The organism is Desulfobacterales bacterium (assembly GCA_029211065.1).
Taxonomy (GTDB): domain Bacteria; phylum Desulfobacterota; class Desulfobacteria; order Desulfobacterales; family JARGFK01; genus JARGFK01.
The window spans coordinates 1-16,988 of the sequence record JARGFK010000102.1 but is presented as its reverse complement, the minus strand read 5'-3'; the positions used below and the strand labels follow the sequence as shown (position 1 = coordinate 16,988).

The following is a 16,988-nucleotide window of genomic DNA, read 5'->3' as shown; positions in this document are numbered from 1 at the left end:
TGTATGGGCTGGGGGGGGTAATGGTGGAAATTCTCAAGGATGTCTCCTTTCGGGTCCTGCCGATCTCGCGCAATTCCGCCAAGAAAATGATCGACGAAACCAAGTCCGCCCCGATTTTAAACGGCGTCAGGGGCCAGTATCCCAGCGATAAAAATGCCTTGATCCGTCTGCTTTTGACCTGTTCGGACCTGATCGAAGCCTACCCTGAGATCCAGGAAATGGACCTGAACCCGGTGATCGTCCATGAAAACGGAATCAGTATCGTGGACGCGCGAATTATCCTAAAAGAATGATTTAACAGGATCGGCAGGATTTTTCAGGAGCTATTGAACCACAAAGACGCAAAGGCTGCCTATTTTAAGGGCTGTGCCCACAGGGTAAACAAACCCCTTCGCGCCCTTTGCGTCTTTGCGGTTCAGCTTTGCTTTCTATATCAGTTGGGCGGTTTTCAGGATCTCTTTGATCTTATTCTTTTCCTCTTCTTTTATCGGCAGAAGCGGACTGCGCACATGGCCGCCCTGATACCCCAGCAGATCCGAGGCGTACTTCAACCCGGCAATGCCGAAGGTGGCGGTAACGGTGTTATTGACCGGGAAAATCCGGAAATAAAGCGCCCGGGCAGCGTCATAATCGCCCTTGTCAAAGGCGGTCTGGATCGCGCTGCATTCATTGGGGGTGCAGTTGGCCACGGCAAAAATGCCGGCTTTTACACCCAGCGTCAGGGCCGGATACCAGGCAGAAAGCGTACCGGTCATCAAGTTAAACCCTTTATCAATGACGCTTGAAAACGCCACCAGCTGCGGCACATTGCCGGTGCTGTCTTTCATGCCTAAAATATTGGGGTGTTTGCTCAAGACCTTGACGGTATTAACCGTTACATTGATGTGGGTAAATGCGGTCACGTTGTAGATCATCACCGGAATCTTGGTATGATCGGCGACTTCCGTAAAGAAATTGATCTGGGCCTCTTCATTCATTTTGGCATGATAGTAGGCCGGCGTCAGGACCAGGGCGGCATCCACCCCCAGATCCGCGGCTTTGTTGGTCAGGGCAATGGTTTCCCGGGCCGATTCCACGCCGGTTCCCGCCAAAATCATGCGGCCTTTCTTGGCATGCTTGACGGTCAGCTTGATGAGCTTGATCTTTTCGGCTTCATTCAAATAGGCGGTCTCGCTGTTGGACCCCAGAACCAGAAATCCGGCCAGCTTGTCCTTGTTCCAGCTCTCCATGTTCTGGATGTGCTTGTCATAATCGACGTCACCGTTTTTCTTAAAAGGGGTAATCATGGGAGGGATAACCCCCTTAATCTGTTTTTTTGCCATTAATTATTTCTCCTTGGGTAATAGATAATCATTTATTTCAGTCTACATTGTTATCGTAACAGCAACCATTTATAGTCGCTATGTATAAGACGCTCATGGGCTCCTGTCAAACCATCCGTAAATCCGATCAGACAGTTTCACGGGGCCATTGCCGGCTTCCCCTCACGGCAGCGCAATGTTGCCATTCGCACCGTCAAGGCCGGGTGATGCAAAAAAGTTCATCGTGCCCCAGAATTTCCGCCTGGGCCTTTTTGCCGCTTGCAACTGCCAGCAGCAGGTCGAAAATCTCCTTTCCTTTTTCGGCAATTCCGGATGCCCCGCTGATGATCGTGCCGGCATCGACATCGATGTTTTCCCGCATCTTCTCGAAAGTCCGGCTGTTGCCGGTAACCTTGATTACCGGTACAAAGGGAAAACCGGTGGGCGTGCCGCGTCCGGTTGTAAATATCACCACCTGGGCGCCGCCGCCCACAAAACTGGTCACCACCTCACCATCGTGGCCGGGCGCATCCATCAGGAATACGCCGCCGAGTTTTTTGGGCCTTTCAGCATACGCCACCACGCCCTCAATGGGCTTGGAGCCGGACTTGTAAATACCCCCCAATGCCTTTTCAACCACCGAACTGACCCCGCCGTCAAAATTGCCGGTGGATATCAGGGCGCTGCGGTGCTTGAAACGCGGATCCGACCCCTGATGCCGCAATTTTTCTTCGGTCCGGGCAATGGTTCTATAAATCGCTTCGGACACCACCGGCGAAACCGCCCGTTTGGCCAGAATATGTTCGGCGCCCAACAGTTCGGTTACCTCGGAAAACAGGATGGTGCCGCCCCCTTCCACGACAAGATCGGCCATGGCCCCCACGGCCGGGTTGGCGGCAATTCCGGAAGTTGCGTCGGTGCCGCCGCATTTGACGGCAACAATCAGGTCCTTGAGATCGCAGAATTCTTTTTCCTGATTCAGCAGTTCACCGGCCCACCGTTTGGCAATGCGCACCCCCTGCTCAATGGCTTTGATGGAATCCCCTGCTTCCTGGATCACGATTTTTGCCACCGGTTTGCCGGACGGTTCGATCCCTTTGACAAATTCGTCCGGCGTGAAGCGCTCACACCCCAGCCCCACCACCAGCACGGCAGCCAGGTTGGGATGGTTGCCCATGGCGATCAGGGTCCGGGCGGTGGTTTCAAGGTCTTCGCCCACCTGGCTGCACCCCACTGGATGGCTCAGATACACCGCGCCTTGGATCTGGTCGGCAATCAGCCTGGCAACCCGGTTGGCGCAAAAAACCGACGGCAGGATGCCGATCGTGTTTCTAACCCCCACCTGACCGTCCGGTCTTTTATATCCTTTGAATTGCAATTTGGGATCCTTTCCTATTTTCCCCTGCGACAGCCCATGTTGTGATTGTGAACCCACTCCCCTTTTTTGATATCTGTAAGGGCATACCCGATCTCTTCGCCGTATTTGAACACGGTGGCTTCCGCAGGGATATCGGTGAGGGCAATTTTATGGGCAAACTCCGTATTTTTCAGGATTTTAATGGTTTTTTTTTCGTGGGTGCAGATATCGCCGGCTTCTGCCTTTTGGAGCAGGACCCCGACATTATCCCTGGAATGGATCACCAGCAGTTTCTTTTTCATGGCGCAGCATCCTTATGAAATCCTTTAATTTCGCACGAACGGAAGGTTTTCATTTTACTTGCAAGATTCGACAAATCAGCCTTCAAGGGGAATATCAAACTTTTTGGCCAGTCCCTGCAGATCCTTCACGACCGGGCCGATAATGGGTATTCCCGATTTTATGCGACGGATCGCCGTCTCACGCTCCGGATCACCCGGGACCAGAACCCTGGCATATCCGTCCGCCGGTTTTGCGTTTCGAAAGCGCCGGATCCACTGATCCATATGCGCCTTGAATTCCTGGGCCGGGCGAAACGCATCGATGCGCATGGCGCCGAAGAAATGGCCGATCCCCTTGCCCACCGGTTTTTCCGGCAGGGGCAGGTAGCTTAAAAAAGGCGGCACCCAGGGGCCGTAATTTGCGCCGGAGCATACGGCTGAAAAGATATCGACGATGGCGCCCAGGCAATACCCTTTATGGCTGCCGTGTTCACGGTCGCTTCCCAGGGGCAGCATGGCGCCCCCATTTTTGACGGCAAAGGCGTCTGTGGCGGGGTTGCCGGCGGCATCCTGAATCCATCCGGGCGGCACCGGCGCTTCCTTGCGCATCTGTATCTCCACTTTGCCGTAGGCTGCCGGCGTGGTGGCGAAATCTGCCACAAAAGGAGGCTCCTTGTCCGCCGGGATCGCCACTGCAATGGGGTTGGTGCCCAGCATGCGCTCCATTGAAAAAGTCGGGGCCACCAGCGCGCTGGCATTGGTCATGGAGATCCCCACCATGTCGTGTTCCAAGGCTTCCATGGCATGATAACCGGCAATGCCGTAATGGTTGGAATTGTTCACGGCCACCCAGCCGGTGCCCGCTGATTTGGCTTTATCAATGGCCGCTTTCATGGCAACCGGCGCCACCACCAGCCCCAGGCCGCTGTCCCCGTCCACCACAGCCGTACTGGGGGTTTCATAAACCACTTTTATGTCCGGGGCGGTATTCACCCGTCCGGCTTCCCAAAGCTGAACATAGCCGCTTAACCGCGCGACGCCATGGGAGTCGATTCCCCTGAGATCCGCCGTTACCAGGACATCGGCCGCCTTATCAACCTGATCCTCCCGGCAGCCCATTTTTAAAAAAACGCGGGTGACAAATTGTTTCAAAGCCTGATGGGTATACGTTTTTTCCATATTCCCTCTGTTGTCCTTATTGTCGGATCCATTCAATGAATATGACGGAACGGTCTGTTGCACCGGTCTCATAATTATTTATGCCCCGGGCTTTATAAAAAACATAGGCGCTTTAATCAAGTAAAAAAGCGCCTTTGTTCATTCCGGCATGGAAAACCTGGTGCTTCCCAGCTGAATGGAGGGATTTTCAAACGGCCAGATTAAGATACCGCTTTGCGAGGTCAGAGTTAAGTTAGCAACCTTCTATAAATTAAATTTGTCTGAACCGGGATAAAGCGTATTCAGAAAGCGATTGCTTTCATTAAGGCCCTGCTCGCAATAGTCTTTTAAAAAAGAATGAATCTCCCCCATGAAATCGCTGCCGGCCGTCCCGCTATCGGAATCGATGAGCACCCGGCGGCTTTCACCCAAAGCGGTCAAGAACGCTTTCAGGATTGTTTCCGTATGGGGATTGTTCCGGATCAGGTCCTGGTACAGTTCGAGATCCTGGGCAAACAGGCGGCCGATGAGGTCCAGCTGGGTTCGAAACACCGGGGTGGCAACCCTTGATGCATCCCGGGGTTTAAGGTTTAACTTTTGCAAGGTCCGGCCCAGGGTGATGGTCAGAAAATGCGTCAGCCCCTGTACCACGGCCATGTTGCGGTCGTGTTCAATGGGATCCATGCGGGTGAGCACGGCGCCGCCCGTCTGAAACACATCTTCAAGCCATTCCAGGCGGTCGCTTCCCCGGCCGGGGCAGATGATGATGTTCTGGCCCTGGAGATTCTCCGTGGCAGGTCCAAACAAGGGATGGGTGCCCACCACCTGGGCGGACGGAATTGCCAGCATGGATTTTAAAACGCTTTCCTTGAGTGAACAGATATCCATCAATAACTGGGAAGGGCCCAGGATCGGGCCGATTTCCCGGCAAACGCCCTCAACCGCGCCCACCGGCACGCTCAGCATCACCACATCGCTTTGGCGGGCGAGATTGGCATAGGTCAGCGCGGTTTTACGGCCGGCGATCAGGACAGTGTGTCCGGTCGATTCAAAAAAACATTTGAACCAGCGGCCCATGTTGCCGCTGCCGCCGATAATACCGATAGTGATACGATTCATTTAATTACCCGCTGTCTCAGGAGATGGTCCGCCAGAACCAGATTGACCATGCTTTCGCACACCACATTAATGCGCGGAATGGCGGCGATATCATGCCGGCCTTTAATGGAGATGGTCCGGGGGTTTCCGGCCGTATCAATGGTCTGCTGTTCGATGCGGATGGACGGAATCGGTTTCACCGCCACCCGCATGACGATGTCGTCACCGTTGGAAATCCCAGCCAGGATGCCGCCGGCGTGGTTGCTGAGGAACCCGTCCGGGGTTATGGGGTCGTTGTTCCGGGATCCCAGCCTGGCCTGCGCCTGAAAACCGGATCCGATTTCAACCCCCTTGATTGCGCCGATACTCATCAGGGCTTTGGCCAGATCGGCATCCAGTTTGTCGAACACCGGTTCCCCCAATCCTTTGGGAACTCCCCGGACAAGGATTTCAACAATGCCGCCCACGGAATCCCCTTGCTTTTTCACTTCCTGGACCCGTTTTTCCATTTCAGCGGCAGCCTGTTCGTCCGGACAATAATAGGGGTTTTTATCCATCACCCCTAAATTCCGTTCATGCGCCATAACGCCGCCCAGGGCGATGGTGTAAGCCCACACCCCGATCTGCTCCCGCTGCAGCAGTGTCCGGGCTACGGCGCCGGCTGCGACCCGGCCCGCGGTTTCACGGGCGGAAGCCCTTCCCCCGCCGCGCCAGTCGCGAATACCGTATTTGGCCATGTAGGTAATGTCGCCATGTCCCGGGCGATGGACATCGGCCAGGTGTCTATAGGCCTTGGGGTCGGCGTCCCTGTTGTGAATCATTATCATGATCGGCGTGCCGGTGGTCATCCCGTCGAATACGCCGGAAAGGATCAGGGCCTTGTCCGGTTCCTTGCGGCCGGTGCTGGCCGACGAGCCCCCCGGCCGGCGGCGGTCCAGCATGGCTTGGATCACGGCCTCATCCAGGGGCAGACGCGGCGGACAGCCGTCCACCACCACCCCCACGGCCGGACCGTGGGATTCTCCCCAGGTTGTTATTTTAAATAAGGTTCCAAACGTATTGCCGGACATGGTTTGTTTTCCCCATCAAGTGTAGGTTGAGGTTAAATTTGATTATTTGCTAATAATCTTATTGCTAATAACGACTGAAATAGAAATCCCTCCTCGCCTCCCTTTGGCAAAGGGAGGAATATTCCCCCTCTTTAGAAAAGAGGGGCCGGGGGAGATTTTTACGAATTGTCTATTCAACAATAAGAACCTTAATACCAGCCTAACATCTCGTCACTCACACCTCAACACCCGGAACTCGCAACCCGCAACCCGTAACTATTCACTATCGAACCATTTCACAATTATCTCGCAGATATCCCCTACCGACTGTCCATCCGTATCGATTGAAAAATCCATGGCCGCCTGGTAGTAAGGCGCCCGTTCTTTCAGGGTGGATTCGATTTCATCTGCTGCGCCCCGGGACGTCAGGGCCGGGCGCTGTTCGGTTGTCCGGTCATCCATCAACAGTCTCCTGCGGATGGTTTCCGGCGCTGCCTGCAGCCAGACCAGCCGGCCGCAGCGTTTCATGGCCGCGACATTTTCGGGGTCCAAAACAACGCCGCCGCCGGTGGCAACGACCTGTCCGTCCAGAACGCAGATGGATTTTAAAACCTCTTTTTCACGCAGGCGGAAATAATCCCACCCCTGCCCGGCCACCATCTCAGCGATGGTTTTACCCTCTTTTTCCACCAGCCGTCTATCCGCGTCGACAAATGTGAGCCTTAGCTTTTTTGAAAGCGCATATCCCACGGACGTTTTGCCGGTGCAGCGGTATCCGATCAGAAAAATATTCATATCCGGTACAATTGCGCCAAAACCTGCCAGAACTCCGGAAAGGATTTTTCAACGCAGGTTTCATCCAGGATGATCATGCCGGGAATTTTCAACCCTGCCAGGGCAAAGCTCATGGCAATGCGGTGGTCATCATGGGTTTCGATGGTTGCGCCCCGGGGGCTGCCGCCGGTTACCATCAGATCGTTATCCGTGGCCTTTGCTGAAATTCCCATTTTTGTAAGCTCAGCCACCACAGCCGCCAGGCGGTCGCTCTCCTTGACCTTTAAGTGCGCCACGTTTCGTATAACGGTGGTCCCCTTGGCAAAGGCAGCCACCACCGCCAGGGTCGGAACCAGATCCGGCATGTCGGCCATATCGGTTTGGATGGCGTTAAGGGGGCCGCCGCGAATCCCCATGGCGTCGGATTCTTCCATGATTTCGCAGCCCATTTCCTTGAGCAGCCGGGTAAAACGGACATCGCCCTGGCGGGAGTCTTTTAAAATCCCCTTTACCATAATGGATGCGCCGGTGATGGCTGACGCCGCCCAAAAATACCCGGCCTGGGAAGCGTCGGGTTCCACCACATATGTTCCGGCCCGGTAAATCTGCCCACCCTTTACGGAAAACCGACGGTAGCCGTCCCGTTCAATTGCCACGCCGAGTTTTTCCATGACCGCCACCGTCATATCGATATACGGTTTGGACACCGGCCCCTCGGTCACGCGGATCTCGACCCCGTAGGTTGTATAAGGCGCCGTCAGCAATAAGGCCGAGAGGTACTGGCTGCTTTTGCCGCAGTTGAGGCGCACCCTGCCGCCGCTGATCCGCCCGCCGGCGACATCGATCGGGGGGCAGCCGTCGGCGTTAACCGATTGAACTTTTACGTTTATTTGATTCAGCCCGTCCATCAGATCCTGAATCGGCCGCTGCTGCATGCGGGGCGTGCCGGTGAGACGGTAGGTTCCCCTGCCAAGGGCGGCAAGGGCGGTTAACAGGCGCATGGAGGTGCCGGAGTTTCCCAGATAAATGGGTTCACTGCACGCTGCCAAAGCGCCGGCATTGCCATGAACCAACAGGCAGTCCCTGAATTCCTCGATGACGACGCCCATCTGCCGTAAGGCCTTCAACGTCAGGAGGGTGTCCTCGCTGCGCAGGCTGTTTTCAATCCGGCAAACGCCGTCCGACAGGGCTGCGGCAATGAGGATGCGGTGGGTATAGCTCTTGGAGCCCGGCACTGAAATTGTGGTGTCTTTAATTGCCTCAGGTTTTATTTCAATCATTTATCCCACCGGTTTCGTCTGCTTGAGCGTTCAGCGCGGCATAAACCGTCTTCCGCATGGTTTCAACAGGGGCTTCCATCCCGGTCCAAAGCGTGAACTGAAAGGCCCCCTGATAAACGAACATGGCAACCCCGTCGATGGTTCGACAGCCGGTTTGCCGGGCGTGTTTTAACAGCGCGGTTTGAACCGGGTTATACACAATATCCATCACCAGCATGTCCTTACGGAGCAGTCCCGGCAACAGGGGCATATCTTCGGTTCGCGGGACCATGCCCACCGGCGTGGTGTTGATCAGAATATCGGCGCTGATGTTCCCAAGGCCGCTCAGGGGCTTAAAATCTCCCCCCAGATCTTTGGCCAGACCCTCGCCCTTCTCAGTGCCGCGGTTGATAATCGTGACCCGGGCGCCCTGGTCGATCAGACCGAATCCAATGGCCCGGGCGGCCCCGCCGGCGCCGATGACGGCAATCTCCGCACCCGAAACTTTCGTTTTTTCCATGAGCGCCCTTACGGCGCCCTGACCATCTGAATTATATCCCCGGAGCCTGCCTTCACGGTTGATCACCGTATTGACGGCGCCGATCCGTCGGGACTGGTCATCGATTTCATCCAGCAAGTTCATCACTGCGATCTTGTGGGGTATGGTTACGCTGATCCCCTTCATGTCCATGGCGCGAACCGCGTATAGGGCCGCCTTTATATCAATCACCCTGAAGGCCAGGTACACACCATTAAAGCCGGTCTCGGCAAAGGCCTTGTTGTGCATGACCGGACTGAGGCTGTGGCCAACAGGGTTGCCGAACACGGCGTATAGAGATGTTTGTGCATCGATTTCCATATTCAACTCTGTTCGCTCAAACTGTTTGTCGTGGGTAGGGCTCATAATTTCCAACAGCACGTTCTCTATGCTTGCGCAAGGCGCTACTAAACAGTAAATAGTAACAAATGACAAGTTTGAAATTAAAAGCAGCCTTTCCTTCAGGGCATGTTTGTGTGCCGGGACCTGCATCTCTCTTGCAGGTTCGGCACAGAAAAATAACCCTTTGCGTCCTTCGCGCCTTTGCGGTTCATATTTTTTAATTTTTTAATATTTTAATAATTTATATAATCTATATTAATGTTAAACTTTTAAATATTGCTAGGCCTGAACACTTTTTTGAACCACCTCGGACATGGGATAGGAACCCAGCAGCTTGAGAAAAAGACACAACTTTTTCATGTGGTCCACGGTTTCTTTGACCTTTGTATCGCTGATGTGTCCTTCCAGGTCTACAAAAAAGAAATAACTCCAGTTTTCATGCTTGGATGGCCTGGATTCCAGCTTGACCATGTTGATATTTGCGTCGGCAATGGGTTTTAAAACTTTAAAAAGGGCGCCGGGAACATGGGAGGTCACAAACATGATGGAGGTCTTGTCCGCTCCGGTTTGATGGATGTCGTCCTTTCCGATAACCAGGAAGCGGGTGACATTCCGGGAAGCATCTTCGATCCGGGAGGCCATCACCTCAAGCTTGTAGCTCTGGGCGGCCTCTTGGCTGGCAATGGCGGCGGTCCCCTTCTCGCCGGAAGCTTTGCGGGCGGCCTCGGCCGTGCTGCTGCATTCCACCAGGGCTGCCTGGGGCAGATGTTTTTCGAGCCATTTGCGGCACTGGGCAAAAGCATGGGGGTGCGAATATATTTTACGGACAGCCCCCAGGTCCGTGTCAATGGACAGCAGATCGTGGGAGATGGCATAATAAATTTCCGCACAGATCTTCAGTTCCGATTCAAAAAAAAGATCTAGCGTGTAGTTGACCGCACCTTCAATGGAGTTTTCCACCGGTACAACGCCGTAATGAAAAGCGCCCTTTTCAACTTCGTTGAAAACATCCCGGATGCTTCCCTGGGGTGCAAACGTCACGGAGCGGCCGAAATGATTCACCGCGGCAATATGGGTGAAAGTGGCTTCAGGACCGAGATAGGCCACTCGCTGGGGGGTCTGGATCTCACGGGCCGCTGCAATGATTTCGGTAAAGATGTGCCGCAGGGCATGTTTGCTTAAGGGGCCGTTGTTCAGTGACAGCAGTCGTTTGACCAGCGTGCTTTCCCGGGCGCCGTCCACCAGCCGGTCGCCTTGTTTTGCTTTTATTTTTCCGATTTCGCTGGCCAGCAACAGCCGTTGATTGATGAGATCGAGAATCTTCTCGTCAATCTTGTCGATGTCCCTGCGCAGACCGGTGATGGCAAGGGCCGAAATTCCCTTTGTTATTTGTTCCTGTTTCGATGGTTTGTCCATAAGTTGCCTTTTTATTTGGATCTTCTCTAAATTAGTATCCACACTCATAAGGTGAAAACCAATCGCCTTTAGGCGAAGCAAGTTTTCGGTTATCGTCGAACGATTTGTCATTCCGGCCAACGAGCCGGAATCCAGGGAATAGGGCTTTCGAGGTTTCTGGATGCCGGATCAAGTCCGGCATGACAAAACCCTTGATTTATATCAACCGTTTTTTTGAACACCTCATAACAGAGACGAAGGTGTTTAGCCTTGATCCCTCGAATCTTGGATCATCAATTCATTCAAGAGTGATCCAACTCTACTTTTCCGTAATCGTCTCCTCTATCTTATGTCCGAAATGCCGGCCGGCCGCTTCCGTGGCCACCAGAACCTGATCACCCGGGTTCAGATTAACGATGGACACCGGCTGGCCGTCCGGTGCGGTCAATCGGATGGTTTCGGCGTTCTGAACAATGGCGGTAACGGGTTTGCCGTCCACCAGGGCCGCCACCAGCATGAGGGGGCGTTTTTCAATCTTGATCCGTCCCACCGTGCCCACGGTGGTGTGGCCGTTAAAATCAACGATCAGGACCGGATCGCCGGCGCTCAGTTCGGAAAGATAACGGGTCTTGCCGTCGGGCACGCGCGTATAGGCGTGCACCGGGCCGGCGTTGACCCGGAACGGCCGGGGGGAAACATAGGGGTTGGCAACACTTTCGGCGTGAACCAGAAAGAGCGTGCTGCTGCTGTTTCCCACCAGCATCCCCTGCCCGGGTTCCATGGCGCTGCAGGTGTCCACGCAGACCCGGTCGCCCATGCCCACCGGTTTCACGGCTTCGATCTGGGCCGGCCGCAGCACAATCTGCTCGACGTCGGCCGTGAGAACCGAAAGGGCTTTCTTGAGTTCAGCCGCGTTCCGGATGTCTATCAGGATATGTTTTACGCCCTTTTCCAGAATGCCGAAAGCGGTCTCGGCTTCCGGCAGGCTGCAGACTTCGGCGATGACATCCGCTCCTTTGGCTATCAGGTTTTCCAGCGGAATGACGGTCCAGTCATGGCATTGAAGGATCACACGCTTTTGACGGCTCAGCCGTTTGATTTCGGCTTCATCATCGCCGCTTTTAATCTGATACACCACCACGTCCCTGCCGGGAATAATGTCGCCGTCTTCGCAAATGGTCTGAATCCGGCCAAGGGCTTTTGCTTTTTGTGAAAACCCCTTGGGCAGCATGATGCCGTCGGCCCCGCCTTCCAGGGCTGTTGTCACCAGCGCCTTGTCCCAGGGATCTACCTTTACCCAGATGGTACGCATATTTGTTCCCTTCTTTTGGAAAGAACGGGTTCCAGGGTTCCAGGGTTCGGGTGGTGGGACTACGATCTTCTCAATCTTCCGGATTTCAGCCACGGTCAAGTCCTGATCCCCGCCCCCCGCCCCCTGTTCCTTTTCCATATCGCTTCCCAGCTTCAAGCCTCCAAGCCTTATAGCATATTTTCTGCCGCACGAGAAATACACGAATCGCTATTTCAACATTTCAAGTGCTTCATCCACGCTCTTGTCTTCATGCACGATGGCGCATATGGCTGCCACCATGCGCCGGGGATCGCGATGCTGGAAGACATTGCGGCCGATGGAAGCGCCGGCGCCGCCGGCATCGATGGATCCCTTTACCATCTCCAGGATGTCGCGGTCGGAATCCATTTTGGGACCGCCGGCAATGACCACCGGCACCGAACATCCGGCGATTACTTCCTTAAACGATTCAACCGAGCCGGTATAGGAGACCTTGACAATATCCGCGCCCATTTCATCCCCTACCCGGGCGGCGTGCTTGATCACCTCGACATCATACTCATTTTTGATCTTCTCCCCGCGCGGGTAAACCATGGCCAGCAGCGGCATGCCCCAGGTGCGGGCTTCGTAGCTGACCTGGCCGAAGTCATGGAGCATCTCTTTTTCGCCGCCGTTGCCGATATTCACATGAATGGAGACCGCGTCTGCCCCCAGCTTGATGGCTTCTTCCACTGAGCATACCAGGGTTTTGGCGTTGGGGTGCGGCGACAGGCTGGTTGAAGCGGACAGATGAATAATCAGCCCGATGTCCTTTCCTTTGCGGCGATGACCGGCAACCACCAGTCCCTTGTGCTCCACAATGGCGTTGGCGCCGCCTTCCGAAACCACATGAATGGCATCCTTCACGTTGGTCAGTCCCTTGATGGGGCCTACTGAAATCCCGTGATCCATGGGAACGATCACGGTACGGCCGGTGTTGCGGTTGATGATGCGCTCGGTTCGAATCTGTTTGCCGATAATTGTCATGACCTTTTCTCCTTTTTGACCTGCAAAAAAGGCCGTGTGGACTTTTATCCCACGGCCTTTAAAAACACAAAAACCGCAGGGTTTCCCGATCCACCCGCGGCTTTTTTCGCTCTGTTTATGTTAAAGTTGTTTCAGAGCACCACAGGCAGACCGGTACCGTAATAATAATACCAAAAATAAAATCTGCCTGAAGTTGTCTGGTTCACTGAAAAATTGCCTTTCGTTATTATTTTTTGGCTTTCTTACTGCGGCACGGATGAAATGTCAACTATTTTTTATCAGAACCCGCCTCAAAAACACATCTAACGTCCGATGGCTGCGTTATCTGCCGATTCAAAATGCTCACATACTCCCGTGTATGCTCCGCTTTTTCATCGGCAGATGCCTTGCCCTCGAACCCCATCTATATTTTTGAAACGGGTTCTAAATAAAGCATTGAAGAAACCTGCAGTCCCGCCAGGGGGGACGGGGAATGCGCTCGCGATTCAAGGGTCCAATCCCAGCCTCCAAGCTTCCCAGCGTCCCAGCCGTCTGGCCTATTCCGCCAAGACCTGCCCTTCGCCGGGAAAGATTTCGCGTTTCTCAATTGCAAGCGGCCCCTTGGGCCCCGGCCAGTGACCCGGCATTGGATCAGCGCCCTCCAGGGCTGCAGCAACCGGCTTGCGGTCCTTCATGCGGGGATGTTTTCGCACGTCCGCCGCCTTAACCGGTGCGCTGAACTCGATGGGGATGTTGTTGGGGTCAAAGGCATAAATGGAATGGATAAAGCCGTGGTCGATGATTTCCGACACCCAGACCCCGGCCGCTTCCAGCCGGTTCTTGACTTCCCACAGGTCTTCGTCCCGCTCCACTCCAAAGGAGATGTGGTCAAAGGCAACCGGTCCCTTGACCGGGACGCCGTGGTCTTTTACCGGAATATTTTCCACGTCCGACCACTCGAAAAAGGCGAGCATGTCATGGGGAGATATTTCAAAAAAGTAATGGCGAAAACCGGGCCTCCCCAGACCCGCCATCAGGCGCATCTCCAGAAGGTCCCGCCAGAACCGGATAGTCGCGTCCATATCGCGTGTAACCATCGCCAGATGATTTATGCCGGTGTATTTCAACATTGGATTACCTCAAATGTGTACACATTTGTCACGCTGGGAGGCATGGAGGCTAGGATGCTGGGACGTATGCATATGGAAAGGCTATCAGCGAATCTTTTCATAAAAGCGTCACAGCTTTTTCCCCGGAATGCCGTGAACCTCCCGACTTTTCTAAATCGAGTTTTCAAACAACACAGTTTCAATGCTGAGAAGCGGTCACAAAAGCCTGGATCAGGCCTGAGAGCAAGGCGCAAGCCGATGAAAAAGCGGAGCATACACGAAGTATGTGAGCATTTTGAAGAGGATTGCAACGCTGCTATCAGATCTTAGCCGGGTTTTTGTGGCCGTTTCAATTGGCTCCTGATCATTATGAGCAGCATCTTAAACTGCTCAACCGCCTGGAGGGCATGGGTAATGTTGGCCGGCATAATGATCACCTCGCCGCTGCCGACTTCGTGCGGTTTTCCGCCGATGGAGATCACGGCTTTGCCGTCCAGCACGTAGACCATGGCATCAAAGGGCGCCATGTGCTCGCTGAGGCCCTGGCCGGCGTCAAATGAAAAAAGGGTCACCGTTCCGGTCGCTTTTTTCATCAGGGTTTTGCTCACCACCGCGCCCATGGCATAAGACACATTTTCCGCCAGGTTAAAGGGCTCGCCTTTGACTGTTTCACTGGTTGCGTCCATCTTTTTCTCCTTATGGTCTGTTTATTTCAGGGCGTATGTTTTATCTGAGCCGGTATCTCCCGGTTCAGATAAATGGATTCAACTCTCTGTGTTCTCTGCGGCTCTCTGGTGAACCATCTTAATCTTATGCGGTTATTTCAACTTCATCCCCGAATCGGAACCGAGGCTTTATAGATCGTCATTTTCCCTTCTATGGAATACTGCGGAACCGCTGCCGGAACGAGTAGGGACATCCCCTTGCGAACATCAATTTGCTCGCCGCTGCCGGTATCCGTCAGCCTCCCCTCCCCTTCGGTGCACAGCAGAATCTCCGCACTGCGTTTCCCCCTGCTCCGGTATACACCGCCCCGGGGGGTGCAGATCACGGAAAGTACAAACTCCTCGTCGCTGCTTTCGTATACCACTTCAAATTCATTTTTTTTGACCGGCGCAAGGATGGATACCGGCCGCTCTCTGAAATCTAATATATTCATCAACTCCGGAATGTCCACGTGCTTGGGGGTAAGCCCCCCCCTTAAAACATTGTCGGAGTTGGCCATCAACTCTATGCCGGCCCCTTCCAAATAGGAGTGCATCTGTCCGGCCGGTAGGAACATGGCCTGACCCGGCTCCAGACATACCAGATTCAAAAATAGCGGTGCCAGAACGCCGATATCATCCGGATAGTAATGATGCAGTTTTTGCATCCACTCGCAGCTTTCTGAATCCACTCTTCCCTCTTGGGCTGCGTTGAGGGCCTCCTGAACGGTTTTTTCCCTGCGATCAAAAGAAAGGGTCAAGAGGGATTCGAAAAAACGTTTTAATCCCTGCGAATCGTAAGAGCGTTCAATCTCTTTCAATTCAACCGACAGGTTTTTTGAACAGCAGGTCTGCATGCGGGCGGCGAGATCCTTGACTTTGCGAAAGCCCTTCAGTGCCCGGAAGGGTGTCAGGGCGCAGAGGCATTCGGGTTTGTGATCGGCGTCCCGATAATTGCGCTCCGGTGAGTCCGGCGGGATGCCGGCCCTTTCTTCGCGCGCAAAACCGGCTTTGGCCTGGGCCTTGTTGGGATGGGCCTGGATGGAGAGGGGCTGGGCGGCTGCCAGCACCTTGAAAAGATATGGCAGGCGATTTCCGAAACGGCCGATAGCTGTTTTCCCTAAAACATCTTCCGGATTTTTGGCAATTACATCTGCCAGCGATACAAATCGACCGTCAACCTGCACCAGGGACGGCGCTTTGGGATGCGTTCCCATCCACAGTTCGGCCTGGGGACTTTCTGATGGAGACGGCTTTCCCAACAGTTCGGCTATAACCGTGCGCGAACCCCAGCCGTATTCCTGAATCGTATTTTGAAGGATGCCGATCTTTTTCATTTTCCGACTTTTTCCGTATTTATTAAAGTGCATCCAACGGACTTTGAACACCCATTCCGCCCTTTTGAAGCACATGGGTGTAGATCATAGTGGTGGACACATCCGAATGACCGAGCAACTCCTGTACGGTCCGTATATCGTATCCTGACTCCAGCAGGTGGGTTGCAAAGCTATGCCGGAAAGTATGCGGACTCACCGGTTTTTTAAGCCCTGCTTTGCGTGCCGCAGTCTTGACCGCCTTTTGAAGTCCGCTTTCGTCGATATGGTGGCGCCGCATCTTATTGCTCCTGGGGTCATTGGATATCCGCTCGGACGGAAAGACATATTGCCAGCCCAACTGTCTGGCAGCATGCTTGTATTTTTTTTCAAGCGCAAATGGCAGGTAAGCTTCCCCAAACCCATCTTTTAAATCACGATTATGGATAATCTTGACTTTTTCAAGTTGTTCTAATAAAAAAGGCTTTAATTGTTCAGGCAGCATGACGGCGCGATCTTTCATGTTTTTTCCATAGCGAACAGTAATCTGGCTTCTGTCAAAATCAATGTCATGAACACGCAGGCGCACACACTCCATTAATCGGAAGCCGCAACCATAAAGAAGTTTTGCCATCAACTGAAATACGCCGCTCATTGCCGCCAGTACACGCTTAACCTCGTCCTTGGACATGACAACCGGAAGTTTTACCGGTGTTTTAGCCCGTTCCATATGACCAAGATCGCCGATTTCTATTCGAAGAACCTGTTTGTACAGATATACAATGGCATTCAGTGCCTGGTTCTGGGTGCTGGCTGCAACCTTTCGCCCTGTTGCCAGATGTGAGATAAAGGTTGCGATTTCCTTTTCACCCATATCTTTTGGATGGCGCTTGCCATTGTAGAGTATATATCGCTTGATCCAATTTACATAGGCTTCTTGGTAGTGTATAATCTTTTGTGTAAATTTTAAAATGGTATAAAAAAGGGCGCTTTTCCTTTAAAAGGGTTTTTGGC

General features: G+C 53.7%; 17 protein-coding genes. 1 reads left to right on the top strand and 16 read right to left on the bottom strand.

Annotated elements, in window-relative coordinates; translation table 11 throughout:
- On the top strand, positions 1–293 hold a 293-nt coding region (locus P1P89_18175; GenBank protein ID MDF1593445.1), incomplete at its 5' end, for an acetate--CoA ligase family protein.
- A gap of 135 nt (positions 294–428) precedes the next feature.
- On the opposite strand, the gene P1P89_18170 is transcribed toward P1P89_18175, so the two are convergent.
- From P1P89_18170 to P1P89_18095, 16 genes are all read right to left on the bottom strand, one after another.
- Positions 429–1,322, bottom strand: a complete 894-nt coding sequence (locus P1P89_18170) for a dihydrodipicolinate synthase family protein (GenBank protein ID MDF1593444.1) — start codon at positions 1,320–1,322, stop codon at positions 429–431.
- A gap of 193 nt (positions 1,323–1,515) precedes the next feature.
- Entirely contained in the window at positions 1,516–2,679 is a 1,164-nt protein-coding gene (locus tag P1P89_18165; protein ID MDF1593443.1) for a UxaA family hydrolase, read from the bottom strand.
- Positions 2,680–2,693: 14 nt separating this feature from the next.
- Positions 2,694–2,960 (bottom strand): UxaA family hydrolase, encoded by a 267-nt coding sequence (locus tag P1P89_18160; GenBank protein ID MDF1593442.1) that lies wholly within the window; start codon positions 2,958–2,960, stop codon positions 2,694–2,696.
- 75 nt (positions 2,961–3,035) lie between these two features.
- A complete protein-coding gene (locus P1P89_18155; protein ID MDF1593441.1) occupies positions 3,036–4,118 on the bottom strand; it encodes an Ldh family oxidoreductase in 1,083 nt (360 codons plus the stop codon).
- A 243-nt stretch (positions 4,119–4,361) separates the two neighbouring features.
- Positions 4,362–5,216 carry a prephenate dehydrogenase/arogenate dehydrogenase family protein gene (locus P1P89_18150; protein MDF1593440.1) on the bottom strand — a complete coding sequence of 285 codons (855 nt, stop codon included), beginning with the start codon at positions 5,214–5,216 and terminating at the stop codon, positions 4,362–4,364.
- Complete coding sequence (gene aroC, locus P1P89_18145) at positions 5,213–6,265, bottom strand: chorismate synthase (GenBank protein ID MDF1593439.1); 1,053 nt, start codon at positions 6,263–6,265, stop codon at positions 5,213–5,215. The genes P1P89_18150 and aroC overlap by 4 nt, the downstream gene beginning before the upstream one ends.
- 255 nt (positions 6,266–6,520) lie before the next feature.
- On the bottom strand, positions 6,521–7,039 hold the full coding sequence (locus P1P89_18140; GenBank protein MDF1593438.1) for a shikimate kinase: 519 nt from the start codon (positions 7,037–7,039) through the stop codon (positions 6,521–6,523).
- Entirely contained in the window at positions 7,036–8,298 is a 1,263-nt protein-coding gene (gene aroA / locus P1P89_18135) for a 3-phosphoshikimate 1-carboxyvinyltransferase (protein MDF1593437.1), read from the bottom strand. Before aroA ends, P1P89_18140 begins: the two co-directional genes overlap by 4 nt.
- The gene (locus P1P89_18130) at positions 8,291–9,181 is read right to left on the bottom strand and encodes a shikimate dehydrogenase (GenBank protein MDF1593436.1); all 891 of its coding nucleotides are present in this window, start codon (positions 9,179–9,181) and stop codon (positions 8,291–8,293) included. The genes aroA and P1P89_18130 overlap by 8 nt, the downstream gene beginning before the upstream one ends.
- Before the next feature lie 255 nt (positions 9,182–9,436).
- Complete coding sequence (gene pheA / locus P1P89_18125; protein ID MDF1593435.1) at positions 9,437–10,573, bottom strand: prephenate dehydratase; 1,137 nt, start codon at positions 10,571–10,573, stop codon at positions 9,437–9,439.
- Positions 10,574–10,871: 298 nt separating this feature from the next.
- A complete protein-coding gene (locus tag P1P89_18120; protein ID MDF1593434.1) occupies positions 10,872–12,002 on the bottom strand; it encodes a 3-dehydroquinate synthase II in 1,131 nt (376 codons plus the stop codon).
- A gap of 69 nt (positions 12,003–12,071) precedes the next feature.
- On the bottom strand, positions 12,072–12,869 hold the full coding sequence (locus tag P1P89_18115; GenBank protein ID MDF1593433.1) for a 2-amino-3,7-dideoxy-D-threo-hept-6-ulosonate synthase: 798 nt from the start codon (positions 12,867–12,869) through the stop codon (positions 12,072–12,074).
- Between the two features lie 536 nt (positions 12,870–13,405).
- Positions 13,406–13,978 carry a VOC family protein gene (locus tag P1P89_18110; protein MDF1593432.1) on the bottom strand — a complete coding sequence of 191 codons (573 nt, stop codon included), beginning with the start codon at positions 13,976–13,978 and terminating at the stop codon, positions 13,406–13,408.
- A gap of 305 nt (positions 13,979–14,283) precedes the next feature.
- The gene (locus P1P89_18105) at positions 14,284–14,643 is read right to left on the bottom strand and encodes a cupin domain-containing protein (GenBank protein ID MDF1593431.1); all 360 of its coding nucleotides are present in this window, start codon (positions 14,641–14,643) and stop codon (positions 14,284–14,286) included.
- 143 nt (positions 14,644–14,786) lie between these two features.
- Positions 14,787–15,998, bottom strand: coding sequence for a mannose-6-phosphate isomerase, class I (gene manA / locus P1P89_18100; protein MDF1593430.1), 1,212 nt, complete (start codon positions 15,996–15,998; stop codon positions 14,787–14,789).
- Positions 15,999–16,020: 22 nt separating this feature from the next.
- Positions 16,021–16,923, bottom strand: a complete 903-nt coding sequence (locus P1P89_18095) for an integron integrase (GenBank protein MDF1593429.1) — start codon at positions 16,921–16,923, stop codon at positions 16,021–16,023.
- Positions 16,924–16,988 lie beyond the last annotated feature (65 nt).